This window comes from Nocardia sp. CC213A (assembly GCF_030766805.1).
Lineage (GTDB): Bacteria > Actinomycetota > Actinomycetes > Mycobacteriales > Mycobacteriaceae > Nocardia > Nocardia otitidiscaviarum.
In genome coordinates this window covers 343,123-367,832 of record NZ_JASFXA010000004.1, presented here as the reverse complement: position 1 = coordinate 367,832, position 24,710 = coordinate 343,123, and the positions used below count along the sequence as shown (strand labels likewise).

Genomic DNA, 24,710 nt, shown 5'->3' with positions numbered 1-24,710 from the left:
TCGTTGAAGATTACCTCGAACTGGCGAATCTTATTCTCGTAGACTACATTTCGAACGTAACTTGTTGACGGGAGCATTATGAGCAATCTCATTGCAACGCCCGACGCGATCCGCGGCTACGGGGATGCTTCTGCCGCCATGGCCGGTGCGGTGCTCGGCGCCGCCAGCACCGACCAAGCCGCCACCATTGCCGCGATCGTGCCCGTCTTCGGCTTGATCGGCCAGGATTTCCTGGCGGCTTTCGCCTATGCGCAGGCCAATCACTTCTCCTCCGCCGCGGAGCTCGCGGCCGTGCACGCCGGTACCGCGGTGGCCGCGTACGAGGCCGCCGGGACCTACGAGGCGGTCGACGCCGCGTCCGGCACCGATTTCCTCAACCTCAGCGCGCAGCTATGAACCCGGTCCCGACCTCCGCGCCGGGACCGCTGGACCCCACCGTGTTGGACGCGCTGCGCGGCACGGCCCTCGGGCCGCTGTTGGACCGGCCGGTCAACTCGATCCTGCAGGATATGGGCCTGCCGCAGCTGCCCGACCTGCCACCGGCCCCGCCGCTGCCCGAACTGCCCCCGCTGCCGCTGATCGACCTGGCCGCGCTCACTCGGCCGCTCACCGATCTGGCTTCCAGCTTCGGTACCGGCCAGCTCGGCGACACCGGCGGACAGGATCCGATACAGGCGCTGTCCGGGGTCGCCAGTGCCCTGCAGCAGGCGATGACGCTCGCCACCAGCATCATGCAGCTGGCGTCTTCGCTGTGGCAGGGTGCCGGCGCGGCCGGCGCCGCCGAGAAGGGGACAGCGGCTGCCTCGGACGCGGCCGAACTCCAGGTACAGGGTGCGCAGCAGAAGACCGTGCTGGCCGGTGCGGCGGGCACGGTCGCGACCGGCGCGGCCAGCATGGCGGCCATCATCACGAAGTACATCACCGCGCTGGCGGCGTCGGCGCCCTTCCTGGTGACACCTCCGGGCCAGATCTTCGTGCTGACACTGACCACCGAGACGGCCGCGGAGGCGACGGCCGTGGTCGCCAAGACCAGGGCCGAGCTGACCGGGCACAGCGCCTCCATGACCGCGGCGGGTGAGAAGGTGAAGGTCACCAACGCCCCGCAGGGCGTGGATCCGATGCAGCATGTATCGCAGCTGCTCGGATTGGTGCAGCCGTTGATGGGGATGGCCACGACCGGTGCGCAGACGGTCAAGCAGTTGCACGACATCAGCCAGCCCACGACGCAGCCCGAGGACGAGCTGCGGACCACCGAGACGGAGCCCGTCGGTCTCGCCACCCCGGAGGCCATGGGCGGACCCGTCGGGGCGGTGGCCGGACTCGGCGCAGCGGGCGCGGGAACGCAGCTGAGCCAGTGGTCCGGGGCCCGCGCCGCCGCCGGTACGACCCCCAGCGCGCCCGCCGCCGTGACCGAATCGACCACCCCGGCCACCCGCACGGTGGGAACGGGCGGTACGGGCATGGTGCCGATGGGTGCGGGCGCCGGACTCGCCGCGCGGGCCGGTGACGCCGACTCCGGCGATCACGAGGTACGCACCCAGCTGGTCACCTCCGAACACGGTGACGCCGTGGTGGGTGATATGGGCAACACCGCGACCCCGGTGGTCGGCGCGGTGGGGACGCAGACTCCGCACGTCGAACGCTGACCCTGTAGGATGCCGTCGAAGGGAGGGACAATGAGCGAATTCAACTTGGGCGCTGTACGTTTCGACAAGGACACGGCACTGTCCGCGGCGGCTGCCCTGGACACGCTGGCGGACAACCTGGAGGCCGCTGTGCGCGCGGAAGCTCCGGTGCTGCCGGTGGCGGCGGCCGGAGCCGACGAGGTCTCCGTGCAGGCGGCCAACACCCTGACCGCGGTCGGCGCATCCTTCACCACCCAGTCCGACCTCGGCATCGTGGAACTGCGCAAACTGGCCGCGGCCTTGCGCGATCAGGTGAGCACCTTCACCCGGGTGGAGGCCGACTCCGTCGCCGACTTCTCCGCCATCTCGACGCTGGGCTGAATCCGGCCGGTGTCGAATCCGGACGGTTCGCCGTCGACCGAGCGCACCCCCCATCGACCGGCGGGAGTGCGCTCGGTCGATCGGGCCGCCGCTCACCCGCCGATGACGAGTTCCACCGCGCGGTCCTTGGCGGCCTCGGCCACCTCGCCGATCCGGAATCCGCGGTCCGCAATATGCGCCAGCAGGTCCGGCTCCGGTGGCAGCCCGTATTTGCGCAGATAGTGCGGAACCGATCCGGCCCAGACCCATTCGCCGTCGGTACGGAAGTTCAACGGCACGTCGCGTTCTCGCGGCGCGAACTCGTCCACGTCGAAGCCGCGCGCGGCCAGCACCACGGGAGCCGCCTCCAGATAGGTGAGGACGGCGTCCAAGACGCCGGGGTCCACCGCCACCCGATCGGCGTGCGGGCGGCCGTCGCCGTCGCGCCCGTCGTACACCCGCGCCAGGCGGGGGCTGGATTGCCGACTCATCGGTCCGTTGCCTCCTCGATGAACCGCGCCCATTCGGGCAGCGGACGTCTCTGCTCCACCGCGCGGCGCACCGTGCGCCGTGCGCGCGGCACATCGGGTGCCATGGCGTCGAGCCAGCCGGTGGTGCTGCCCCACATCGCACGGACCCGGCGGGTCCGCTCACCCTCGCCGATCTCCCAGACCGGTGGGTCCTCGTCGACGAGATCGACACCGTCGACGACGTGGTATGTCTGACCCGGATACGCGGCCAGGACGAGCATTCCGGCGGCATCGCGCAGCCCATGGTCCATACCGCCCACCACCTCGAGCACATGGCGTTTCAACGGTCCGTCGATACCGTGGACGCCGAAAGTCATGGGGTGCAGCCAGAATCCGGGGCGTTCCCCGAGCAGCCGCAGCATCGCGCGCACCGCGGTCGGCACCCGTTCCACGCTCTGTGCGGCGGCGAAGCGGTCGATCGCCGCGTCGGATGCGCCGACGACCGAATTCCGGCGCAGTCCCGCCGCGAAGACCCGCTCGACGATTTCGCCGATCCGGGGGTCCGGATCCAGGTCCGGGGGTGTGCCGGCGGTGCGCGGCAGGATGAACCGGGCCCAGGACGGGCGCGGCCGCCCCTCGCGGTCGTACCGTTCCAGCTCCCGGCGCCGGCTTTCGACGAGCGGCTCCATCTCGGTGAACCACGCGGTGGTCGAGTCCCAGCGGCGCACCGCCCGGCCCTCGCCGATCTCCCAGACCGGCGGGTCGTCCAATGCCAGGTCCGCCCCGTCGATCCCGTGGAACAGATAGCCCTGATGCGCCGACAACACCAACATGCCCGCCGGGTCGCGCATCTGCTGCTCGGTCCGGTCGAGGAGCTGGCCGACGACACCGCGCTTCACCATGTCGTCGATACCGCTCTCGACGCCGAAATCGGTTCCGTCGAACCATAATCCAGGCTCGCCGCCGATCAGCTGGAACACCTCGTGCACGGCGTCGGGAACGTGCGCGACCTGCTGCCGGTCGGCGTATCGCGTGATCTCCGCCGCGGTGGCGCCCCGCACCGAATCCCGACGCAATCCCTGCGCGAGCACCTCCTCGAAGGCGGACCGGATCCGCTCGCGCGCTGCCTGCTGTGATCGAGTCATAACGGATACAACCTATCGAGCGCGAGGTTGACCGCCTCCAACCGGATATTGGGGAACATGCGCTGATACACCTCGAGCAGGTTGGTGCACGAAAAGCAGATCTGGAACCGCTCGGGCATATCGTGCGTCCGAGCGGACGGCAGGTCGATGACCAGTCGCAGGTCACCGGTGATATCCGCGGCGGTGAACGGGGTATGGGCCCGGCCCTCCCGAGTGGCCGCGGCCCCGGCGCGGGCATTGAGCTCGTCGATGGCCAGCTCGATGCGCAGTCGGGTGCGCTGCTCCTCGGCCGCACGGCCCGGCCGCATATCGGGAACGGCCGACTTGTGCACCTCCTGCGCGTCCTGAACGACCTGGTCCACCAGCTCCCAGGGCAGATCGGTGTCGTTCACCAACTCGTGCACCGTGGCGTCCCGGATGGTCCGGGGTGTGTAGGGGGTGCCGTTGGCGGCGGCTTCCCGGGCCGCCTCGCGGTTGTCCTCGACGAGGAACCGGTTGATCTCCAGCCACGTCTTCCGCACCTCGGCGTATTCGGCCTTGGCGGCCGTGTCCACCGCCTGGACGGCCTCGTTCAGCACTCGCTCGACATCCTCGCGGGGCAGGCCGCTGTACTGCTCCAACTGGTGCCGCAGCAGGTCCTCGAACAGTTTCGGTTCGGAGTCGTTGGCGCGGTCGGTGCCCTCGCCCGGGCGCGGCACGCCGGTTTCCGGATCGTAGGAGGTGGCGTGGAAGGTCTCGAAGACGCGCTGGCCCTTGGGCGGTCGGGGCGGTGCGTCCGACGCGGGAGCCCAGTCGTGGGTCACGCCGCTGTAGTTGAAGAAATCGGTGGCGGTGCCGGTTTCGGCGTCACGGTAGCGAGCGGTGGTGAGGGTGCGGTCCAGGGGGCGGCGGACCTCGTCCACGGTGGGGTTCCGCTGGGTCAGTTCCTGGACGGATCCGAAGCCTTCGAGGCGTCGCTCCCGGTTCTCGTCCCGCAATTCGCGGAAGTCCTCGCGCCGCTGCGTCGTGTCCGGGATATCGCGGGCGCGGTCGCGCGCCTGGTCGGGGTCGAGGCCGCGGGGGTCCTCCGGTCGGGTACCGGGTGCGAAACCGTCCGCGGTGGCGGGTGTCGTGGTGCCGTCCGGATGATGGGTCTGCCATAGCCCGTCCGGTGGGATGCGGGGCCGCCGGTTGCCGTCCGGACCGATCTCGGCAGTGGCGGTGTAGACGCGGCCCGCGGAGTCGGTCCAGGCCGGTGCCGTGGGCGCGAGCACGTCCACACCCAGATGCTCGGCCAGTCGGGTGGCGAAGGTGTTCGAACCGGCGTCGCAGCCGATGAGGCGGATGGGAGTGCTTCCGTCCCAACCGGTTCGGCGGAGCAGATCGCCGTACTGTGCGGGTGCGTAGCGGTCGTCGCCGATGCGCGCGTGCCCGTCCGGGGTGATGTGGACGTCGGCGGTGAAGCGATTCGGATCCGGCGGCACCCGGTGGGGCAGGTCGCCGAGGACCGGATCACCGCGATGGTGCGAGACACCGGCGGGAGTCGGCTCGGCGTAGCGCGTGGCGGCGGGCATCGCATCCGCGTCGGTGGATCGGATGTCTTGCGAATTCGCTTGGTCGGCAACCGATTCCGTCGCCTGCGTGCCATCGGGGTGATAGACGATCGCCATGCGGTGGTCGGGGCGCGGCGGCACGAACTGCGCCATCTTTCCGGCGTCGAGCGTATTGCTGGCTCCGGCGTCGATGGTGTAGTCGTAGTCGTCATTGCCCGGAGGGGGGAACTCGGTGCGTTCGGCCAGCTGGAACGGGCCGCCGGTGTCGCCGTAGCGGCGCTGAATCGCCTCCCACAGTTTGTCGCCGTCGATGTGCCCGCGGTCGCCGAGCCGGCCGCCGTTCTCGATCGGCTTCTCCGGCTTCATATCCCATTGCAGCTCGATCCTGCCACCGGGCGCGAGTGTGTTCGCCAGTCCGGCGGCCAGCGCGTCGTAGGCGGCATCGGGCAGTTTGGCGCTGACATTGTTGATGTAGATCCGTGCCACGTCGCCGGTGGTGCCGTCGCCGAGTACGTGGCCGCTGAACAACAGGTCACCGAACACCATGACGGTCCCCGGTTCGGTGAGCGGTCCCGGGTCGAGAATGCCGAGATTGCGGCGGCGCTGCCCGGCCACGGCGAAATCGGAGGCGAGTTCGGTCTTGATGACCAGTCCGGCACCGGATCGGTCGCCCACCGGCGTCATCTCGACGGCGAAGGCGCTGCGGCCGACACCGACGTCGATGGTGTGCGCACCGGCGACCGCCGCGGGCACGGACGGCCGCGGCTGATGCGGAAGCGGCTGGTTGTCCGGACCGAATACGTTCTGCGCCAAGGGAAGCCGATGTTGCGGTCGCGGCCGTGACAGGATCTCGACCGCGGCGGCGCCGTCGGCCGGATCGTGCACGATCACGGCGAACTCGAGGTTCAGCCCGTTCTCGGTGGCGCCGCGATTGGCCCGGTCGACCTGCCGGAGGAGGTCGCCGAGCGTGGTCTGCTCACCGTCGACGGTGAGCGCGCCCGTGGCCGGATCGAGGACGCCGGTGATGCGGCTCGGACCGATCCCGAAGGCGTCCGCGGCCTCGTGCATGCGGTGGAACGCCGCCGGACCGAGGGCGTCGCGGAAGGTGTCGGGCATGGAGTTGTGGAATTCGTCGATGGCCCGGTGCACGGCCTGGGCTCGATCCGGACCGCTGAGGGTCGGATTGTTGATCGCCTCGTTGATCGGATCGAGTGCCCTCAACAGCTCCGGCGTCTTCACGGTCTTGCGCGCGGGTGCGGCGGCGGGATCGTTGAAGATGGGGTCGAAGACGCGCCGCGCGAGTTCCTCGCGCATGCGCCCGTCGAGCGCGCGCTGCTCCGCCCGCACGACATCGTCGACGAAGTCGCCGCCCAGCAGGTGCCGGAGGCGGTCGAGGTGTGCTGTCGGGTCGAGGTCGGTATTCGGCAGGTTCTGGTCGATGGTCGGTCGTGCGCCGAGCACGTCGCGCAATTCGAGGTCGATGCGCCGCGCGAGTTCGGGATGCCGGTCGGTCAGGTGCCGCCGCACGGTGCCGGCGTGCTCCGGATGGTGGAAGCCGAGCTGGTTCACCAGATCGTTCAGATCGGTTCGCAGCCCCGGGAGTTCGCGCGACCGCGCGGGATCGAAGGTCGCGCGGTCGATCTGCGCGGTGAGCACCCGCAGCTCCGCGAAGCGGCCGTCGAGGTGCGGCGTCTGCTGGGACGGGCGATCGGCGATCGGGTCGATGTCGATCACCGGATCCTGCGACAGCCGGATCTCGGCCAGCTCGTGGGCGACCGCCCGGACGACGTCCTGATCGCGTGTCCGCAGCGAGACGTGCACCTCGTAGCCCGAATCATCGGGACGCGAGGTGAATTCCGCGACCGCGCCGTCGGTGGTGGGGCCGACGGCGACCGTCACGGTCCGGCCGTCGGGCAGCACGAAGTGGCGGCCCTGGTCCCGGTTCCACGCCACGCCCTCGGGCGTGATCAGGCCCAGATTGTTGCCGATCTCCCCGGACAGGCGCTCGGGCGTCAGGTCGGGCTGGCCCTCGGGGCGTGCGCTGCCGTCGAAGTCGCCGACCCGGCTCGCGGTGCCGTGCTCCGGTGAGCGGTTCGGGCCGCGGGTGCCCTGCGGCGTGGCGTCGGAGCCGCTCGGTCCGGGGATCGGCGTCGCGATCGGCACCACCGCTGCGGTGTCGACAGAGGTATCCGGTGAGCTCTGCTCGCGATCGACGGTGGTATCGGCGGACGCGAGCGTGCCGGGTGGTTCGACCCCGGTGCGGCTAGCCTGCATCGGTCCGGTGGTGCCCGGGTACGGGCCGCGATCCGCGCCCGCACGGGTCTCCACACCCGCCGACGGCCGATCGGCATCGGCTGTCGCCGGTGCGAATTGGCTTGGCGCACTGCTACCTCCGTCCAACGGAGGCGCGGTCGGGCCGTTGTCCGGGAGTGTGGCCGACGTCGCGTCGGAGGGTGCGGTCGACGTGGCATCCGAGGGTGTGGTCGGGTTCGCGTGGGAGGGTGTGGGCGACGTGGCATCCGAGGGTGTGGTCGGGCTCGCGTCGGAGGGTGCGGTCGACGTGGCATCCGAGGGTGTGGTCGGGCTCGCGTGGGAGGGTGTGGGCGACGCGGCATCCGAGGGTGCGGTCGGGTTCGCGTCGGAAGGTGTGGGCGACGTCGTGCCCGGGGATGTCGTCGGACTGACGCCCGGGGTCATGCCCGGCAGTGCGGTCGGGCTGGCGCTCGGCGGTGTAGTCGGGGTCGTGCCCGGGGGTGTGGTCGGACCCGCGTTCGCTGGGGTGACGCGGCTCGCGCCGGTCGAGTCCGCACCGCGCGCGCCGCTACCGGACGGGGAGGATGTGGATGCGGTGGTCGACGTCGGTGCCGACGCGGTGGTGCCGGAGGTGCCCGACGCGCTTCCGGCAAGACCGGTCGGTGCGCCACCGAGGGGTGCGGCCGGACCCGCGCCGACGGGTGCTGTCGATGCCGCCCCCGTGTCGGCCGTCGGGGACGTGGATCCCGCATTCGTCGCGGGCGCGTCGATGGCGGAGCGCTGGCCGGGCTGCGATTTCGAATTGTCCGAGGTATCCGAGTTCGAATGGGGGTCGTCGGAAGCGCCCGAGGGCTCGGTTCCGTCGCGAGTCGAGTCCTGTTCACTCGTCGCATGATCCGAGTCGGTCTCGCCGCGCTGCGAGTCCTCGCGACGGTCCGATTCGTCGCGATTCGAGGACGAATCGGAGTCCGATCCGCCCGGCTCGCCGGCGGACTTGTCCCCGGCCCGCGTGCCGTCGTCCGAGGATTCCGAATCGGCGCGGTCGGACCGCCCGCCCGCATCCGCGTCGGCCTCCGAGATCGATCGCCCGGTCTGCCCACCGCCGGGGGATTCGCCCCCCGAACTCGAGGTCTGATCACGGCCGGACCGGGATGCGGAATCGGTGCCGGTAGGGGCGTTCTCACTCGACCCGGCCGGGCGCAGGGATGGACCGTCGCCCGATGTGGTGCTACCGGAGTTCGCCCCCACGTTCGGCGTAGTGCCGCCGGTGGTGCCGGGCTCGCCGTCGGTGCCGGTCGGGCTGGTCGTCGTGTCGGTGCCGGTCGGGCCGGGCGTCGTGTCGGTGCCGGTCGGGCCGGGCGTCGTGTCGGTGCCGGTCGGGCTGGTGGTCGGGTCGGTACCGGTCGGGCCGGGCGTCGTGCCGCCGGGGACCGGCCCGGTGCTGCTGCCATCGCCGATGGTGGAGTCCAGGGGCGCGCCGGAGAAATCGGACTTTCCGCTGAACCCGTAGAGGGCGCTCGGCCCAGCCCCCGACAGCGCACCGCCGGTGAGCGAGCGCGGATCGAAATCCCAGTTGCCGGTGAGGGCGCCGCCACCCAGCCACGCGGCCCCGGCCCCGGCCGTGCCGGCGGTGGCGCCGGTGAGAGCGCCGTTCAACGCACCCTTCCAACCGCCCATATCGGTGGGGAGAAGATGACCAGCACCGAAACCGACGCCGCCGCCCACCCCACCGGCGAAGGCGGAGACGAGGGCGTTGATGCCGACCTTGTTCCAGTCGTAGCCGTCGATACTGCCGGTCTGGTTCTGAATGGCCTGCACCAGCAGCTCTTCGCTGACGCCCTGCACGGTCTCGACCAGCGCCTCCTGGCCGATCTCGTAGACCAGTTTGGGGAGAACACGCTGCAGCACCGGCTTGGTGATGTGCCTGCCCAGGGTGGTCGTGATGCGCAGGGCCAGCCGTTCCGCGAGCTTGCGGAACGTAATCCGAGCCATGGCGAAGATGGTGCCGTGCAGCAGTGGCGCGGCGGGCCCGGCGGCAGCGGCCCAGGCCAGTTCCGCCAGCAGCCAGCCGCCCGCGATGTAGAAACTGAGTTTGGCGGCCTGGAGTTCGTCGCCCATGCCGTCGGCGGCCGCGGCGAGCGAACGGTAGTGCTCGGCGAGTTGCCCGATGGACCCGTGCTCCTCGGATCCCTCGCCCTCGCGCAGTGGTTTCAGCCACTCCAGGATCTTGTCGCCGCCGGTACCGTCGGGGTAGGCGTCACCGACACCGCGAACGAGATCGTCCAGATCGTTCAGGAGGGCGTCGACCTCATCCGCGACGGCCTGCAAGTCGCGGCCCATCTGCCACATGAGGTCTTCGTTGCCGTGCGGCCAGTCCGCTCCGACCAGCCATTCCAGCCACTCCAGCCATGACGGAAACTGAAGTGCCACACATATCCTCGGACGGTGTCGTGTTGATCTCGGCGAGATCGACTGTGCCACAACGGGTAGGTGAACTCAACATGAACACCGTTAGTGATAGCCTCCCGACGGAGGAGATGGCATGGGCGAGATTCCGGGAGCGCGACAGGAGCTCGACCGCCTGGGTCAGGCCCTGCGTGCGCAGCTCACCGAGCTCGTCGCCCGGCTGACCCCCGAGGCGGCCGATGATCTCTTCATGCCCGCCGAACCCAAGGTCGCCGACTGGCGCGAGCCGGAAGGGTACCGATACTCGGCGATCGTGCGTGGGACGCGCTCGGCGGATCCCGGGAGCGTGCTCGACCGCGCGAGCGAGCTGCTGACCGCCGCCGCGTGGCGCGTTTCCGGACCGGAGGACTCCGACGGGCGCGGCGCCATGGTGCTCACGGGCAGCCGTGACGGCATGACGATCGAGATTCGCGTCTGGGCGGACGCTCCCGGCGTGCTGTACAGCGCGCACACTCCCGCCGTCGCGCTCTACACGCCGGAACCACCGGAAGCGCCCGAGCCGGTCCGCACACCGGATACGGTCACACCCGGCTATGTGCTGTGCTATGAATGCGACGGTCTGGGCTGGTGCCCGACCTGCGGTGGGCAGGGCTGGATCACCGGCGCCGACGGCGACCAGCAGCCGTGCCCGGAGTGCCTGCGGCAGCGGGTCTGCCCCATCTGCCGCGGCGCGGGACAGCTGTACATCACCGACCTGCGACCGGAGGAGCGCGCACGCTACGCGGAGCTGCGCGACGAGCCGCAGTAGGCTGCCCGGTGCCTGGTCGTCAGAGGAGGGGAGTGCCCGTGCCGGATGTCTTGCCGTTGGCGCGGACCAATGCCGAGGCACGGCTGTTCCTGGATCTGCAACCCTGCCCGGAATGCGGTGCGGGCAGCTGCGTCTTCCGCAGCGCGGTGGTGACCGTGGACGGTGTGCTGGCCAGCCGCTATTCCGGCGACTGCGGACAGTGCGGTGCGCATCGGGTGTACGAATTCCGGCTGCCCGACGTGGTGCTGCCGCCGCCCGCCGATTCGGTGCGATTCGGTGCGGAGGATCCTTCGCAGCTGCTGGACCCCGGTGTGTGGCTGTGGTACTCGGATATGTGTGCCCGCCGGGCCCCGGCCGATGGCGCGGGATTGGACGGTCGGGCGCGCCGCACCGCCCGGCACACCCTGGCGACAGCGCTGGCGGCGGTCGACGAGGTGCTGAAATTCCTGCCGCCGAATGAGAACCGGGTGCCCGCGACGGCCTTCTTCTCCGCGGATGGCCGAGCGGTATACGCCCGGGAGCCCGGGCGCTTCACCCGCGAACGGCTGACGGCCGTCCGCGATCAGTACGCCGCGACGCTGGTGCGCTGGTAGCGTCGCTGCCTTCTACGCGGGAGCGCCGCTCGTCCGCCGCTGGCCGGGCGGCGATCAAGCGACGCAGCCGTGGCGATCATGCGCGGCAGCCGGATCGAGAGACGTAGCGGTGGTCGAGCTACAGCTGAACTTCACACTGGATCGTGCCCGGCCCGCCGTGGCTCGCGGCGCGCTGCGCGGGTCGCTCGACCGCCGCCGCGTCGATCGACGTTCCGCGTGATCGTCACCAGGACCGGTCGGTCGCACCGGGATTTCCTCGGGAACGCCACTCCTCGTATTCCTCGGCATCGGCGTATGTCGGGGCGTCGGCTTCCCGGTCGAGCCGTTCCCGAGCGTCCGGCGGTGCCATGGACGCGTCGGGGATGGCGGGCCGCTGATCTTCCAGATCGGGCAGTTCCTCGAGCAGTTCCGACAGCTTCGGCATCCTGGCCCGCCGATCCGCCAGCGGCCGCATCAACTCCTCGGTCTTGCGCGCCGCCTCCGCCGCCGCCTTCTGCGCCGCACTCGTGACCGCCTTGGCGATCTCGGCATACGACAACTCGCCGACATCATCGGCGAATCGGGTAGCGATCACCGCACCATCGGCATTGACGGTCACGGTGACCCGTCCGCCACCGGCCGTCGCGGCGGCGGTGAGCCTGGCTCGCTCCTGCGCCGCCGCCCCGATGGCCCGCATCTGCTCGGAGAAACCCTCCAGCAGGGTCGCCGCATCGCCTTCGCCGTACACACCTCCTCCTAGAACCGGCCGGTATTGCGCTGTTCCATCAGCCGCAGATTCTGCGCGGCCTCGGTGAGCCCCTGCACCAGATTCCCGAACGAGCTGGACAGGTTATCCGTCCCGGTAGCCATATTCCGACTCCCCGCCACGAACCCCTCATCCCCGTCCGCGAACTTGCTCCCGAACTCGTCATCCCCCCACGCGGCCTGCCCCGCCGACACCGCCGCCCGCGCCCGCCCGGCAATCCCGGACAACCGATCCCGAATATCCCCCGCGATATCCGCGACCCCGTCGACCCGGTCCGGATCGACCTCAACCCGCTCAGCCATGGATCCCCTCCGAGGTTCCGGCAGCCGTCCGCTGCGCGCGACAACACAGTGAGATCGACTGTGCCACAGCCGGTTGGTGACCACAATATGAACGGAGGGTGACGCACCGAACGTCCAAGCGGCACATCTCGGACGGGGCAACGCGGCGATCCGACGAATGCGGTGCGAAGCGTGGAACTCTCGGTCCGGGGGCGTTCCGCTGGAGTGGGGCGGCGCGCGGACTGCTGTTAGATTGACGCGGACCGGTCGGCATTCCGGCGGGGATCAAAGGTAGGAAGTCCGGTCGCTGGCACGGCGGCGGACCTAGGGGGAGATGCGGTTGCGGTACCACCGGCTTGCCGCCGTGGCGCTCGCCGCCACGGCCATTGTTTCGGCCGGGTGTTCGGACGGAAACAAGGATCCGGCCCGGGATTTCGGTCCTTATCCGGCTCAGCGCATCGACGGCGACTATGACGACCATCCCAGCAGGGCACGCGGGATTCTGGTGGAATCGTTGCGCCTCGGGGAGCACTTGGCCTATGCGAGTGAGATCGATCCAGTGCTTACCGAGGGGCGTGGGGGCGGGGTCATCGCCGACTACCGAGGCGTGTCGAGCATGATCTCCTCGCCACAGCGGTTTGCTCTCGACGACTTTTCCGTGCTGGGCGCCTACGGGGCCATAGCCGCAGACAAGGGATACGGCGGGGACGATCAGACCGAGACCATGCTCTCGATCACCCTCATCGCGCTGCCCGACGAGAAGTCCGCTGCTGCTGCGGCCGCCGCCATGGCCCGGGCCGACTTCGAAACCAATGCCGACAACGTGCCGGTAACGGTAGACGCGTACCCGGCAGCGCTCAGTCACTGGCGGCCAGGCGTGCCGACCATCGGTAGCTGGCTGGCCTGGAAATCGGTGGTCATCCGGGTATTCGCGCGGATCCCGGAGCCGAACTTGGAGCAGCTCGTGGATTCGGCGACCCGGGCCTACGGCAAACAATTGGCTGACCTGGAATCGTTCACGCCGACGCCGGAAGCAGACATTCCTAATCTGCGTATGGATCCGGACAAGCTGCTGCCGCGACTGATCAAAACTGGCGACTACACGCCTCACGACCGCCTGTTCGCCGTCTATGGGCCGCGGGCTTATTCGCTGTTGGTCGACAATCCGGCCGATGCGCTCGCGAACTACTCCTCGCGAGGAGTCTCCTCAGTCGCTGTGTCCGACAACAAGTTTTTGTTCCAGCTTTCGGACTCGGCCCAAGCGGCCGATGTCGTTGCGTATTTGGCTTCGGTCGATGACGGATTGGGATACGTCCCGCTGCGGGGGGTCTCGGGAGTTCCCGACATCACCTGTCACCGGGCCACGCAGCCGTCCACAACTCAGAAGGAAGCCAGACGGTTCCGCTGTCTCATCGCACGCGACGAGTTCGTGGCACAGGTCTTCAGTAACCAGGAGACCGATGTGCGGCAGCTGGCGGCCGCTCAGTACGCCGCTCTGGGAGAGGGAAGCGCATGAAACCGCTGGGCCCCAAGGACCCGCGTATCTTGGGCCGAAACCGCCTGATAGCCGTCATCGGCCAGGGCGGCATGGGCCGGGTACTGCTCGGACGTGCCCCGACCGGCAGGCTGGTGGCGGTCAAACAGATTCACCGGCACCTGGCCGGAGACGCTGACTTCCGTGCCCGATTCGACCGGGAAGTTCAGGCCAGCCGTCGAATCGCCGGAGCGTACACCGCCGCTGTGGTGGACAGCGACACCACGGCCGAGAACCCCTGGCTCGCAACCGAGTACATCCCGGGCCCCGCGCTGAAGACCGTTGTGGAAGAGTGTGGGCCGTTCAACCTGGGCGGCCTGCGGCTCCTCGCGACCGGGCTGGCGTCGGCACTGGTGGAGATCCATCGTGCGGGCCTGGTGCACCGCGACCTCAAACCGGCCAATGTGCTGTTGGCGGCGGACGGCCCGCGCGTCATCGACTTCGGCATCGCGCGAGCCTTCGAAGGTGATCAGCAGTTGACCGCGACTGGTTCCGTCATTGGTTCTCCTGCGTTCATGTCTCCCGAGCAGGCGGAGGGTCGCAGCTTGACCTCGGCCGCCGACGTGTTCTCCGTCGGGGCGATCCTGGCGATGGCGGCGCGGGGCAGCAGCCCGTTCTCCGGTACGTCCACGCCGCAGATCCTGTACAACGTCATGCACTCCGAGCCGGACACCACCGGGGTGCCCCCCGATATGCGTCCACTCGTCGACGCATGCCTGGCCAAAGATCCGGCGCAACGCCCCACTGCGAAACAACTGCTCGAGGCCGCGGGCCGGATCGCTGCCGAACCGATGTGGCCACCTGCGGTGCGTGAACAGATAGCGCGGCACCAAGCCGAGACCGACTGGTGGGTGGAGAAGGCCGCGAAGGAGTCTCGGCACCGCGACCGGTTGGCCGCGGCCCGGCACCGTCGCCGACGCTCACTCCGCGTTGCGGCCGCAGCGGCCGCCAGTCTGCTGGTGGTGGGCGGTACCGCGGCCACCGCGCGGGACCTGGCGAGTCAGCCGGGGCAGGCCGTACCCATGACCGACCCGTCATTGGCGCTCAGCGCCGAGGAGCTGCGCCTGCTGGATTTGTGCGCACTGCTGGAAGAACCGGTGATCGGGGAGCTCGGGACACTGGAAGACAAGGCACCGGATAATCCTGAGTTGTGCAACACATCCGTCACCGATGACGCGGGACAGGAGTTCTGGCTCAGCCTGTACTACGGCTGGCCCTGGGGTGAATCAGCGGCGGTCCCAACCGGAACCACGGTCGCATGGATGCCGATCTTCAAATCGGAACAGCAGAACTCTCAGACCTGCTCTCGCTCGGTGGCGGTACAGAGCGGCGCTCCCGTCGTGCTCACCTTGGAGGCGTACTCGGTGAGCGGCGAGGCGCCGTGCGCGGAGATAGGTCAAACCGCTCTGATCGAGGTCGTCGAGCGCCTTACCGTGAATCCGCCACTTCGGAACCTCCCCGATGACTCGGTATTTCGGATCGATCCCTGCGGGATCCTCGATCCGCAGCTTGCTCGGAACACCGCCGGTGATCCCGGAGAGAAGGTATCGGGCGATCCACACCGGTGCTGGATATACGGCAGCGACTTCCTCATAGACTTCGAACTGCTCGAAGAGGGGCGCCCGGATCGAGGCAGTCGCACGCCGGTCCAAATGGCTGACGCCACCGTGTACATGTCGGACGATGAGGCCAAAAACGGCTCATGTGACTACAAATACATGGTCCGGCTGCTCGAGGGGACCAAGGCCGAGGTAGCGAAGGTCAACGTGGCCAGCTGGGCCCGTGAACCGGGAGCCTGCGAGCGTGGCAAACAGGTGATGACCGCCCTCGTACCGAAGCTCGCGAAATGAAGTTACAACCACTCGCACCGGACGACCCGAACCATATCGGTCGGTACCGACTTCAGGGAGTACTCGGTTCCGGCGGCATGGGAAGAGTGCTGCTGGGCATCGGGCCGGACGGTCGCTTCGTAGCGATCAAACAGGTGCACGCGCACCTCTTGGACGAGGCGGAGTATCGCTCTCGGTTCCGGCGCGAAGTCATGGCGACGGCCCAGGTGTCCGGCGCGTTCACGGCCCCGGTCCTCGATTTCGATGTCGACAGCCCGACACCCTGGCTCGCCTCGGTCTTCGTGGTCGGCCTGCCGCTGGACAAGGTGGTTACTCAGCACGGCCCACTGCCGGTGCGGTCCGTTCGAATCCTCGCGGTCGGTCTGGCGACGGCTCTGCATGCCATTCACGAGACCGGGCTGATCCACCGGGACCTCAAGCCCGCCAATGTCATGCTGGCGTCCGACGGTCCTCGCGTCATCGACTTCGGCATCGCGCAGCCGATCGAAACCACGAGCGAGCTGACCGAAGCCGGTTCGGTGCTGGGCTCACCGGCATACATGTCGCCCGAGCAGGCACTGTCGCAGCCGCTGACACCGGCCAGCGACATCTTCTCGCTCGGCTCCCTGCTGGCGATGGCGGCGACCGGAACTAGCCCGTTCCAGGCCCCCTCGCTGGCCTACACACTGTTCAATATCGCGCACGCCGAACCTGATCTGGAGCGGGTGCCACCGGAGCTGCGCGCACTGATCGCCGCCTGCCTGCACAAGAATCCACATGCCCGGCCCACGCCGACACAGATACTCGACCATCTCGGGCACTCATGGAGCGATGAGAGCCCGTGGCCGATGCCTGTGCATGCCGATATCGATCGCCTAGCCGGGCAATTGGCGGGGATCACTGCGGATCCCGATGCGACACAGGTTATTTCCGCATCGGGCCGGACGCGCGGGACGGCACGCCTCGCACCGCGTTCTGGGGCCCGACGGCGATCCAAAGTCTTGTTCGCGGCGTTGGCCGGGCTCGTCCTCACGATGGTGGCGGCGACCGCCGCGGTCTGGGCTGGTCGCAGCGCCGATACGGCCACGCGGGATACCCTCACTGCCGTCCGGGAGGCAGATACCTGCCGTTGGATCGAGCAGGCGCTGGGCTCGACGATCCCGGCGGAGGCGGCAGCCGGGTGGCCGGTCCAGGTCGCCGAGTGGTCCTGGGCGCCGACATCCAGTTGGGGATGCAGGGCAAGCACGGGAACACGAAGCCTGACAGTCGAACCCGGGACATTGCTCGATTTCACTTATTCGAAACCCACGGGTTCCGAGATCGACGGCAGGCCGGTCATGGCGTTCGATAGTGAGAGCAGGTGCCAACGTGATCTCGAACTCGGTGAGGCAGGTCGGAAATGGGGATCGCAGGTCTACACGCTCCAGGCCGACAACTGTGCCCTTGCCGAGTTCGTGCTCTCCCGGGTGATGTCGGCTCGCAACGCGATCCCACGTATGCAAGACATAGCGCAATCCCTCGCACGCGTTGACGCCTGCACCCTCTTGGGACCCGACGAACTGAATCCGCTCCTCGGCGAATTGCCGCCAGCCCCTGCGGAGTCCGACGCGCACTCCTGTCTGTGGACCGGCCGCTCGGACGTTCGCGTGAAGCTGCGCCAGTACGAACCCGACGAGATGTCCGGCCACCCGATCGACCTCGGTGACGGGCTGTCGGTACTGAGCCCCTCACAAGAGTCTTCGTACGGCTGCACTCGCATCTACCCCTATCGTGAAATCGGGGGTCGGACCGAGGTTCTGGAGGTTTACGCCTCGGGCGCGTACAAGGAAACGGAAATATCCTGCGCAACAGTGGAATCTGTGATGCGGTCGGCCGTCGGCAACTTGCCCGCGTGAGTTCCCGCAGACTACGGCAAGTCGAATTCGCTGCCCGCCAACGCGGCGGTGAACGCGGCCCACGCTGCGCCGCTGAACCGCAGCGCGGGTCCGGAGGGGTGCTTCGAATCGCGAACGGCGACTTGTTCATTGGTGAGAAACGCGACTTCCACGCATTCCTTGCCCATGGAGCTGCGTGTGCTCTTGTGCCAAACAGCCTGAGCTAGATCATTGTTCACGTCATGAACTCCTTCAACCGTTGCCGGAGCAAGGTTCGACTAGCGACGACGTCCAGAGCGGCATGGTGGATAGTCGCCCAGGCCGCGCTGTACTTCTGAACCTGCGACCTGCCCTCAAGGTACAGGTCGCCGGTGAACCCCTCCACGTAGACAACGGTCGGGTCGGCCGCCGTGGACCCGCCGTCAGCGCCGTAGCCCAGGATGACGAAAGGCCCGACGGGGCCGCCAACTGGGAAGCCCGCACTGAACGGGAGGACACGAATGGAGACGTTCGGTGAAGTGCTCAACTCCGCCAGGTGGCGCATCTGAGCAGCCATGGTCACCCTGTCGCCGACCCGGGAATGCACGACTGCTTCGTGAAGCACAGCATCGACTACAACCGGTGATGCCCTTCGGGTGATAATCCGCTGACGCTTCATCCTCAGTTCGATACGCCGGACTTGCTCTTCTTCGGTCGCGTATGGGAAATAGATCCGATCGAGAACCCGCGCGTACCCGGCGGTTTGCAGCAGCCCGGGCACCAGGTCGGGTCGGTATATCTCGAGGGTGCGAGCTTCGTTCTCCAGCTCGATGTACACGTTGAAGCTCTCCGGGATGAGATCTCCGAAGCTGTGCCACCAGGTCTTCTCCGCACCCTGCTTGAACATCCCAGCCATGGCTGCGGTCTCGTCGTCGGTCAAACCCAGACTCCGGCACACGAGTTCGATATCGCGCTGCCGTAGACGGCCGACTTCGCCCCGTTCCAACCTGGACTGGGTGCTGACGCTCCAATCAGCCATCGCCGCGACCTGGCCCTGACTGAGATTCTGTGCCTCGCGTGCTCTGCGCAGGTACCGACCCATCTGCCGATGCGGCAGTGACGGTGTGGGCTTCTCGGTGACCATCGAAACTCCCATTGCGATTGCCGAACTGAGAAGTGCTTGTTCTCAGTCTGGCAATCCACCTGGGATGACACGCCGATCTCCAGAAATTCTCTGTTCGGCATTCTCCGCGCCGTTGTGAGCTGTTGTGCTGGATCCCTACTCACACAACTCTTCTCGACGCTTCAAGGAGTGGCCATGGTTCTCGACTCGTTGCAGGTTCTGCTCGTGGTCTACAGCGGTCTGGCGGTCGTGCACGTATCGCTGGTGTCGATGGTCAGGCGGCACCGGCCGAGGGATCCAGAGGTGGAGAAGTGGACCGCCGCGGCGATCATCTCCCGAGTGCAGCACGAGGAAGCAGGCGCATCGCGATGAACACCGCGAAGTTCGAGCATGTGGAGAGCCGCACGCACGAGGTGGCCGAAACGCTCTACCCCATCTACGAGTGCCGCGTCGATCCCGGCCCCCTGCCTGTGAACACACGCAACAGTGCGGCGGTCGCCCGGCTCCTCGAACGCATCCACGGCGACTGCGTCACCGCGTGGTGCCGTCCCAAGCAGCGGCCCGCGAGGCCCTCGACCCGTTGGTCACGCCGATACCGGAGTGGCGCTGTCCGATTCCCGCCGCCGAGATCGAAGCGGCTGTCACAGCCGTCGACAAGGCACGCGCCGCGCTGAAAGCCGCCGAAGCCGCGCACCGAGAGCGGCCATCGGCGAGCACTGGCGCGACGAGTGCGGAAGCACTGGCTAACGCCTCGCATATCCTCAGTGTCGCGATGAAACGGAGGGGTGATCTGTTGCGTCGTGCGTTACCTGAGGACGGCATCATTCCCATCCGCGTGGTCCGGCAGTTCCGTGCGTCCGACGAGCATGTTTCCGCTCTGATCCGTGAGTGACGGGGGAGCAGTAGGTGCGGTATCGACGGCGAGCCGACCGGAATACACCGTGATACGGTCGGACCCATGGCGACACACCGGGGGCGTTCGCGGGTGATGGGGAACCGAATCAATGACTGATGGTGGAACTCGGTTCGGCGGTCTGAAGTCGCAGGCCGAAAACGGCGGGGGTCAGCTTCTCTTCGACGCGAGTGTCGTCGCGGATATGGTCAATGCCTGCAATGGCGTGCTCGGTCAGCTGCTCGCGCTGCGAACTTTCGCCGACCAGGTGAGTACGCTGGCGGCATTCGCGGGTCCGCCCGAACTCTTCGAGTCCGGAACCCATCTCGCACGGGCGTACTCCAGTGCCGGTGCCGACCTCGCTGCCTACTTCGAGACTCATATCACGACACTCGATGACCTGGTCGCAACGTACAAGGCGGCAGGTAAGGCTTTCGCCGGTGCGGAGGACGAATCCGTCAGGGCATTCGAGAGCATTCAGCGCCCACTCGGCGGCAGCTTCACCACACCGCACCCGGCACTGGGCGGCGGGGGCGAGGTCCCCGCTTTCGAGCCCAAGGAACCGGCCGCGACGTCACCGTCCGGCGCGAATGCCATCAGCGCCGAGAACCCCGAGTCGAAGTCCTGGGAGGACCTCTACCAACTGCGCGAGAGCATCGACGCCCCGGCTGTCGCCTATATCGGGTCGGTCTGGGGATTCATCGCCACCGAGTTGAGCGGTGCGGTTCCGGAGCTCAGCACCAAGATTGTCGGTTCGAACGACAAATGGGCGGGCGGTTCCGGGGACACCGCGAGATCGGCGGCCAGTTCGTACGCCGACAATCTCGTCGCGTTCGTCGCGAGCATCAAGACGATCGGCGAGGGGCTCGGCCGCATCTCCGGTTGGCTGCAAGCCTGCAAGAACAGCATGCCGACTGAGCAACGCAATCCCGCCTATTCGACGTCGTCCGGTCAACAAGGACTGGCTGTCCCCGCCGAAGCCGTCCCGGATCGCACCAACGAGTTTCGCGAGAATTACCGCCGGACATACGTGGCGGGAATCGCGGACTACAACACGGCGACCCCGAAACTACATCCGCCGACCAACCCCGTGAACCCCGCCACGGTGCCGCAGAGCCCGACCGGAGCCGACACGTCTCCGGTCACCGACGGCGGCAGTCCCGCACAGCAGACCCCCACCGCGCCGACCACCGAAGTCGACCCACAGGACCCACAGCAGCCGGAGGACCAGGCTCCCGAGCCCAGCCCGGCTACGGATACACCGGCTCCGTCGACCGAAGACCCCGCCCAGCAGTTGACGCAACTGGCACAGGGAGCTCTGCAAATGGCTGGGCAGGTAGCACAGCAGGTGGCGCAAACAGTGCAACAGGCGATCCAGTCCGTGCAGGAACAGATTCAGCAACTCGACGACCGATCCGACGAGGAAGACCAACTCGAGGAACCACAACTCGCCCAGGACGATCCCGCGAACGGCACACCGGAATCCGCCGTGCCCACCGGTAGCGGTGGTGGTCCATCGGCCACCCCGCAAACCACGCTCTCGGACACTCCCACCTCGAACCTCTATCCCCGAGCGAATATCGCGGAAGAAGTCTCGACAGCGAGAACCGCGGGCACACCATCATCGAATTCGCCCTACGCCGCACCCGGCATGATGCCGATGGGCGCGGCCGGTGCCGCTGGTGCGGGGCAAAGCCAGGAGAAGGAATACAAGCGAGCGAGTTTCCTCGAAGACCGCTCACATCTCGCCGAAGCTCTCGGTGAACTGCCGACCGCAGTGAAGCCGGTCGCCGACACGTGAACCGCAGTTGGCACTTCGGGGATCTGGAATTCGTTGTGCTGTGGGAGAAACTGACCGGAGATTTCCTCCCACACCCCTTCACTTTCACCAGCCGTACGCCACTGTATGACGACTTTCAACGCGAGAGATACGAGACGTCGCTCCGGGTGCGAGACGAAGTGGACGCTGCGCTGGTCCGTGTGTTCGAGTCACTGGCGCACCCTGACATTCGGGTGGCGGTACAGAGTTGGGACGCGCAGGCTCCGGAGCGAGCGGACGGCTGGATCCGACTCTTGGCCGGACGTCGAGGCGACCGTGGTTGTCTCGTCGCGCAACTGCCCGGTGAGACCCCGAGGCACAGCGGTGGGTTCACGATCATCGAGTGTCATGCCCTGGCGCTGGCGGACGCCGTGGTCGCCGCATTGCCCGAGGCGAAACCTGGCGGGCGGGGCGATATTCCACTGTCGGCGGCAGTCGAGAACCACGACCACTCCTTCGGGGTATCGCCGGTAGCTGCGCCGGGTGATGACGCCGAGGAGCATGTCCGCGCATTTCTTCGCGCTCGCCACGATCGGATCGGCATTATCGAGATCAGCCAAGGCGAGTCGAAATTTGGTCCACGTGGAATCAACGCGCACCGCATCGAATTTCGGGACCTATCGGACGATGGTCGCTATGTCATCGGGCACTCCGCGCCGTGGACGGCGATGACGAGCGACGCGGCCAGACTGAAGGCGATCATCAATATTCGCGTAGCGGATATCGTCCAAACGATTAAGGATGAGAGGGCTTAGGCTCTCCCGCACAAAGGGCTATTCAGATTGAGAATAGAACCTGACCCAGCTACCTAGTATGACAGCTGGGTTCACAAGCTTCTGGGTGACAGTGCTACCGGCTTGTGTAGTCCTCAACCTTGTCACTTACGACGGGCGCCAATGTCTCGGGCAGTACGATCCAGATACTGAACTATTTTGCCATTCGTGTTCTCGTCGAAGATGAGGTCGCCACTTGCTGTCTCTATCGGTCCGTTCTTGCGGAAATAAAGGTCCATTACCCATTCATCAACCTGGACGTAGAATTCGTTATCATCGCTAATCCACACATGAGAATCATCATAACCTTCCTGGCGTTGGTATCCTTCACTGTCGGGTTCTCTTACAGTTTTCAGCTGTGGATTCCAAGCCTGGAGGTTGGCTACTGATGCACCGTAATTCGTTGTACCAATCTTACAGATCCCGGAGAATCCAATTGATGAGTCTTCTTGGTGGCCTTCAGGGGGGCTCCATGTGGCATCCATCACCTGGAGTTCATTCTGTATAAACTCTAGAAATCCCTGACAGAGGTCGCCGACAGTATATGCTGACGCATGAGCTTCGGAGTTGTGTCTAGTGCTCAACTCGACTCGGTCACCGCATGCTGTCACACCAAGGAGAGCAACGCCGGCGAGTAGGATCGTTTTCCTCATCTGTAGCCTCCATCCAAGGCGATTATCGACCACCCAGAGGCGTCGTCGTATCGGTCAGTATCAGCAGTCGGCCACTGTTGTGACGGAAGGCCACGTTGTACCGTCGTTTGATTCATGATGTTCAATGAGATCTGGACAGATTCCGAGGCAGTCTTTATTGACTGAATGGCGCTGTTTATTGATTGCTGTATACCTGCGATGCCATTAACAAATGAATCGGTGCTGGCGATAAGTGTAGCAGGATTGCAGCTGGCTATCGTCACTGTAACTGCTTCCACAAGCTCAAGTACATTCTCAGACAGCTCAGTGTAGTAGTTCCTGACATCCCGAGCAATCTGCTCAAGCTGTTCGGCTATGTCGATGCACACCTTTTCCACCGCGACAAACCCTGCGTGTTGACGTTCACGAGCATCACCGTACTCGCGTGCACCCGGACTCTGCCAGTGGGCGGAAAGTTTTGTTTGATCGTTGCTCTCGTTGTACCCTTTTACTACCTCGCCCGCAATGCTGCGCCAGGTGTCCCCAATTTCTATAAGTTTGACCGGGAAATTGTACCAGTTCATAAAGGTAACCAGTCCTGGTATGCCCTTCTCGGGATCGCCATCAAGAGCTAATTTTATTAGCTTGACGATTCTGTCACGATCGGTTTCCAGGTAGTCGTACGCGACTGCCCCCGAAATTAGGCCACCGAATGGTCCGAGTAATAGCGTTCCGCCTGCTGCAGCACCTGCTGAAGCCCATTTTATTGCAGAATTGTAGGAGTCTTCCACTTTCGTTGAAAGGCTGTCAAACTCGGGCTGCTTTCCATCGATGGCGGTGATGGACGCCTGAATATTGCTACCTACGGTTGCTGGTTCATCTTCACTCATGAATCACATCATTCTTGACGGGCGGTGTTATGAAATTTTCTAATTATTGAGATTGGTAAATGTCCGCGATCCGAGTTCTTCGACTCCAGTGTAGTCATCGTGGGCTTGACGCAACGTTGCTGCGATCTGAAGGCAGTGTTTTGCTCCATCCCTAAGTATCCCATCAACGAAAGCGGGCAAGCTCGGCTCTTCTGACCCAGGCTTCATGTATTGCGTATATACCTTGCTAAAGAAGGGGCCTGCATCGTTCTCGTTGATGCTGACCTGCTCAATCAGCTTGCCTGCAGATCCGAGGAATCTCGCGGCATCCTCCCACTCGGGGGCGGTGTCTTTCAACCTCTTGAGGGCGTCGATGTAAACCTTTTCGGTCATAGTGTCAAATCCTTCATAGATTGGCTAGCTTCGAATAGGGCTGTTTGTGTCGCGAGGTTCTCGGTGCGCGGTGGTAAGATTCTGGGTGCAGCCTTGGGTGATCAATATCTCGATAGGCGAATTCGATGCTGTTGGTGCATCTCATCGAGGTGTCGGTCGGAGTACCGCGAGAAGTTGCTGTTCGGATCTACTTTTGGACGTAATTGTCGGATTTGTTGTGTGCATGCGAGCACCTCTCGTTCAAGGGATAATGAGTCGATACTGCCCTGCCATATCGGCCATGTTCGAAATGATTTTACCTGCATTCGATCGGCTGTCATCGAGAAGACCGGTTCGTCCTGGATCATTGTGGGTCCGTGTGCAGTATATTTTCCAAATGTTCGCAAAGACTTTGCGGTCTGTTGGTACTGTTCCCATGTTTCCGTCTGCAATAGAAGGCAGATCTGCTCTCGTAAAGTGGGAATACGATTCGCATGAGCGAGTGGCCGGTTCGGCCGACCGCCATGTGCTTTGAAAGTGCGAATCAGTATGTTTAGAACCGCGCCTTCGTATGCCTTCATTAGCTCTCGATCTACTTCATGTGATGAGATCTCGAAAGCCCAGCTACTACTAAACTCGAGCCGAATTGGCAGAAGCCCGGAATCAAGATGCATTTTGATCCACGGAGAGCCTGCTGCGTGCTCAGTCTCAGTGGTTCTGATCTCTGCCGACTGAACCGAGGGTTCTTCTTCTTGCTCATCATCGGAACCGTAATTAACATAGCGTATGTTCATTT

At 65.9% G+C, this 24,710-nt stretch carries 22 protein-coding genes; 12 read left to right on the top strand and 10 right to left on the bottom strand.

The genetic code is table 11. The annotated features are described in order from the left end of the window. The first annotated feature begins 78 nt into the window (after positions 1-78). From QJS31_RS10160 to QJS31_RS10150, 3 genes are read left to right on the top strand one after another with little or no spacing between them, the layout of a single operon-like run. Positions 79-396 carry a type VII secretion target gene (locus QJS31_RS10160; protein ID WP_282776002.1) on the top strand — a complete coding sequence of 106 codons (318 nt, stop codon included), beginning with the start codon at positions 79-81 and terminating at the stop codon, positions 394-396. After that, positions 393-1,646, top strand: coding sequence for a hypothetical protein (locus QJS31_RS10155; RefSeq protein WP_306356519.1), 1,254 nt, complete (start codon positions 393-395; stop codon positions 1,644-1,646). Before QJS31_RS10160 ends, QJS31_RS10155 begins: the two co-directional genes overlap by 4 nt. Positions 1,647-1,676: 30 nt before the next feature. Then, a complete protein-coding gene (locus QJS31_RS10150; RefSeq protein ID WP_195119930.1) occupies positions 1,677-2,006 on the top strand; it encodes a PE family protein in 330 nt (109 codons plus the stop codon). 92 nt (positions 2,007-2,098) lie between these two features. Here QJS31_RS10150 and QJS31_RS10145 read toward each other — a convergent pair whose 3' ends face one another. The 3 genes from QJS31_RS10145 to QJS31_RS10135 are packed head-to-tail and all read right to left on the bottom strand — an operon-like array spanning position 2,099 to position 9,815. Next, positions 2,099-2,476 (bottom strand): hypothetical protein, encoded by a 378-nt coding sequence (locus QJS31_RS10145; protein ID WP_306356518.1) that lies wholly within the window; start codon positions 2,474-2,476, stop codon positions 2,099-2,101. Next, positions 2,473-3,600, bottom strand: coding sequence for a hypothetical protein (locus QJS31_RS10140; protein ID WP_306356517.1), 1,128 nt, complete (start codon positions 3,598-3,600; stop codon positions 2,473-2,475). Before QJS31_RS10140 ends, QJS31_RS10145 begins: the two co-directional genes overlap by 4 nt. After that, entirely contained in the window at positions 3,597-9,815 is a 6,219-nt protein-coding gene (locus tag QJS31_RS10135; protein WP_306356516.1) for a hypothetical protein, read from the bottom strand. The genes QJS31_RS10140 and QJS31_RS10135 overlap by 4 nt, the downstream gene beginning before the upstream one ends. A 112-nt stretch (positions 9,816-9,927) precedes the next feature. Here QJS31_RS10135 and QJS31_RS10130 point away from each other — a divergent pair, with 112 nt between their 5' ends. Together QJS31_RS10130 and QJS31_RS10125 are read left to right on the top strand one after the other, a co-directional pair. Further along, on the top strand, positions 9,928-10,599 hold the full coding sequence (locus QJS31_RS10130; RefSeq protein ID WP_282776014.1) for a hypothetical protein: 672 nt from the start codon (positions 9,928-9,930) through the stop codon (positions 10,597-10,599). Positions 10,600-10,637: 38 nt separating this feature from the next. After that, entirely contained in the window at positions 10,638-11,192 is a 555-nt protein-coding gene (locus tag QJS31_RS10125) for a hypothetical protein (RefSeq protein ID WP_306356515.1), read from the top strand. Positions 11,193-11,415: 223 nt separating this feature from the next. On the opposite strand, the gene QJS31_RS10120 is transcribed toward QJS31_RS10125, so the two are convergent. Beyond that, positions 11,416-11,919, bottom strand: a complete 504-nt coding sequence (locus QJS31_RS10120) for a YbaB/EbfC family nucleoid-associated protein (protein WP_085996344.1) — start codon at positions 11,917-11,919, stop codon at positions 11,416-11,418. 8 nt (positions 11,920-11,927) lie between these two features. Next, positions 11,928-12,239 (bottom strand): hypothetical protein, encoded by a 312-nt coding sequence (locus QJS31_RS10115; protein WP_143982774.1) that lies wholly within the window; start codon positions 12,237-12,239, stop codon positions 11,928-11,930. Between the two features lie 343 nt (positions 12,240-12,582). Between QJS31_RS10115 and QJS31_RS10110 the strand changes: the two genes are divergently transcribed. The 3 genes from QJS31_RS10110 to QJS31_RS10100 are packed head-to-tail and all read left to right on the top strand — an operon-like array spanning position 12,583 to position 17,476. Further along, positions 12,583-13,734: a hypothetical protein gene (locus QJS31_RS10110; RefSeq protein WP_306356514.1), complete on the top strand. Its 1,152-nt coding sequence runs from the start codon at positions 12,583-12,585 to the stop codon at positions 13,732-13,734. Then, positions 13,731-15,602 (top strand): serine/threonine-protein kinase, encoded by a 1,872-nt coding sequence (locus tag QJS31_RS10105; protein ID WP_306356513.1) that lies wholly within the window; start codon positions 13,731-13,733, stop codon positions 15,600-15,602. Before QJS31_RS10110 ends, QJS31_RS10105 begins: the two co-directional genes overlap by 4 nt. Beyond that, positions 15,599-17,476 (top strand): serine/threonine-protein kinase, encoded by a 1,878-nt coding sequence (locus tag QJS31_RS10100; protein WP_306356512.1) that lies wholly within the window; start codon positions 15,599-15,601, stop codon positions 17,474-17,476. Before QJS31_RS10105 ends, QJS31_RS10100 begins: the two co-directional genes overlap by 4 nt. A gap of 11 nt (positions 17,477-17,487) precedes the next feature. On the opposite strand, the gene QJS31_RS10095 is transcribed toward QJS31_RS10100, so the two are convergent. Next, positions 17,488-17,694 (bottom strand): DUF397 domain-containing protein, encoded by a 207-nt coding sequence (locus QJS31_RS10095; protein ID WP_306356511.1) that lies wholly within the window; start codon positions 17,692-17,694, stop codon positions 17,488-17,490. Next, complete coding sequence (locus QJS31_RS10090) at positions 17,691-18,578, bottom strand: helix-turn-helix transcriptional regulator (RefSeq protein ID WP_306356510.1); 888 nt, start codon at positions 18,576-18,578, stop codon at positions 17,691-17,693. Before QJS31_RS10090 ends, QJS31_RS10095 begins: the two co-directional genes overlap by 4 nt. A 174-nt stretch (positions 18,579-18,752) precedes the next feature. Here QJS31_RS10090 and QJS31_RS10085 point away from each other — a divergent pair, with 174 nt between their 5' ends. The 4 genes from QJS31_RS10085 to QJS31_RS10070 all read left to right on the top strand — a co-directional run bounded on the left by QJS31_RS10085 (position 18,753) and on the right by QJS31_RS10070 (position 22,023). After that, positions 18,753-18,929 carry a hypothetical protein gene (locus tag QJS31_RS10085; RefSeq protein WP_306356509.1) on the top strand — a complete coding sequence of 59 codons (177 nt, stop codon included), beginning with the start codon at positions 18,753-18,755 and terminating at the stop codon, positions 18,927-18,929. A 166-nt stretch (positions 18,930-19,095) separates the two neighbouring features. After that, positions 19,096-19,449, top strand: a complete 354-nt coding sequence (locus tag QJS31_RS10080; RefSeq protein WP_306356508.1) for a hypothetical protein — start codon at positions 19,096-19,098, stop codon at positions 19,447-19,449. Positions 19,450-19,561: 112 nt separating this feature from the next. Then, on the top strand, positions 19,562-21,250 hold the full coding sequence (locus tag QJS31_RS10075) for a hypothetical protein (protein ID WP_306356507.1): 1,689 nt from the start codon (positions 19,562-19,564) through the stop codon (positions 21,248-21,250). Then, a complete protein-coding gene (locus QJS31_RS10070) occupies positions 21,247-22,023 on the top strand; it encodes an ESX secretion-associated protein EspG (RefSeq protein WP_306356506.1) in 777 nt (258 codons plus the stop codon). The genes QJS31_RS10075 and QJS31_RS10070 overlap by 4 nt, the downstream gene beginning before the upstream one ends. Positions 22,024-22,145: 122 nt before the next feature. On the opposite strand, the gene QJS31_RS10065 is transcribed toward QJS31_RS10070, so the two are convergent. The 3 genes from QJS31_RS10065 to QJS31_RS10055 are packed head-to-tail and all read right to left on the bottom strand — an operon-like array spanning position 22,146 to position 23,935. Continuing rightward, positions 22,146-22,694, bottom strand: a complete 549-nt coding sequence (locus tag QJS31_RS10065) for a hypothetical protein (protein WP_306356505.1) — start codon at positions 22,692-22,694, stop codon at positions 22,146-22,148. Further along, the gene (locus tag QJS31_RS10060; RefSeq protein ID WP_306356504.1) at positions 22,691-23,563 is read right to left on the bottom strand and encodes a hypothetical protein; all 873 of its coding nucleotides are present in this window, start codon (positions 23,561-23,563) and stop codon (positions 22,691-22,693) included. The genes QJS31_RS10065 and QJS31_RS10060 overlap by 4 nt, the downstream gene beginning before the upstream one ends. A 39-nt stretch (positions 23,564-23,602) precedes the next feature. Beyond that, positions 23,603-23,935 (bottom strand): hypothetical protein, encoded by a 333-nt coding sequence (locus tag QJS31_RS10055; RefSeq protein ID WP_282776039.1) that lies wholly within the window; start codon positions 23,933-23,935, stop codon positions 23,603-23,605. Positions 23,936-24,710: the final 775 nt, after the last annotated feature.

What these genes read in the sequence shown, in the direction of transcription:
- QJS31_RS10160 (WP_282776002.1), top strand. Translation starts at nt 79, where the DNA reads ATGAGCAATCTCATTGCAACGCCCGACGCGATCCGCGGCTACGGGGAT.
- QJS31_RS10155 (WP_306356519.1), top strand. Translation starts at nt 393, where the DNA reads ATGAACCCGGTCCCGACCTCCGCGCCGGGACCGCTGGACCCCACCGTG.
- QJS31_RS10150 (WP_195119930.1), top strand. Translation starts at nt 1,677, where the DNA reads ATGAGCGAATTCAACTTGGGCGCTGTACGTTTCGACAAGGACACGGCA.
- QJS31_RS10145 (WP_306356518.1), bottom strand. Translation starts at nt 2,476, where the DNA reads ATGAGTCGGCAATCCAGCCCCCGCCTGGCGCGGGTGTACGACGGGCGC.
- QJS31_RS10140 (WP_306356517.1), bottom strand. Translation starts at nt 3,600, where the DNA reads ATGACTCGATCACAGCAGGCAGCGCGCGAGCGGATCCGGTCCGCCTTC.
- QJS31_RS10130 (WP_282776014.1), top strand. Translation starts at nt 9,928, where the DNA reads ATGGGCGAGATTCCGGGAGCGCGACAGGAGCTCGACCGCCTGGGTCAG.
- QJS31_RS10115 (WP_143982774.1), bottom strand. Translation starts at nt 12,239, where the DNA reads ATGGCTGAGCGGGTTGAGGTCGATCCGGACCGGGTCGACGGGGTCGCG.
- QJS31_RS10105 (WP_306356513.1), top strand. Translation starts at nt 13,731, where the DNA reads ATGAAACCGCTGGGCCCCAAGGACCCGCGTATCTTGGGCCGAAACCGC.
- QJS31_RS10100 (WP_306356512.1), top strand. Translation starts at nt 15,599, where the DNA reads ATGAAGTTACAACCACTCGCACCGGACGACCCGAACCATATCGGTCGG.
- QJS31_RS10090 (WP_306356510.1), bottom strand. Translation starts at nt 18,578, where the DNA reads ATGGTCACCGAGAAGCCCACACCGTCACTGCCGCATCGGCAGATGGGT.
- QJS31_RS10085 (WP_306356509.1), top strand. Translation starts at nt 18,753, where the DNA reads ATGGTTCTCGACTCGTTGCAGGTTCTGCTCGTGGTCTACAGCGGTCTG.
- QJS31_RS10075 (WP_306356507.1), top strand. Translation starts at nt 19,562, where the DNA reads ATGACTGATGGTGGAACTCGGTTCGGCGGTCTGAAGTCGCAGGCCGAA.
- QJS31_RS10065 (WP_306356505.1), bottom strand. Translation starts at nt 22,694, where the DNA reads ATGAGGAAAACGATCCTACTCGCCGGCGTTGCTCTCCTTGGTGTGACA.
- QJS31_RS10060 (WP_306356504.1), bottom strand. Translation starts at nt 23,563, where the DNA reads ATGAGTGAAGATGAACCAGCAACCGTAGGTAGCAATATTCAGGCGTCC.
- QJS31_RS10055 (WP_282776039.1), bottom strand. Translation starts at nt 23,935, where the DNA reads ATGACCGAAAAGGTTTACATCGACGCCCTCAAGAGGTTGAAAGACACC.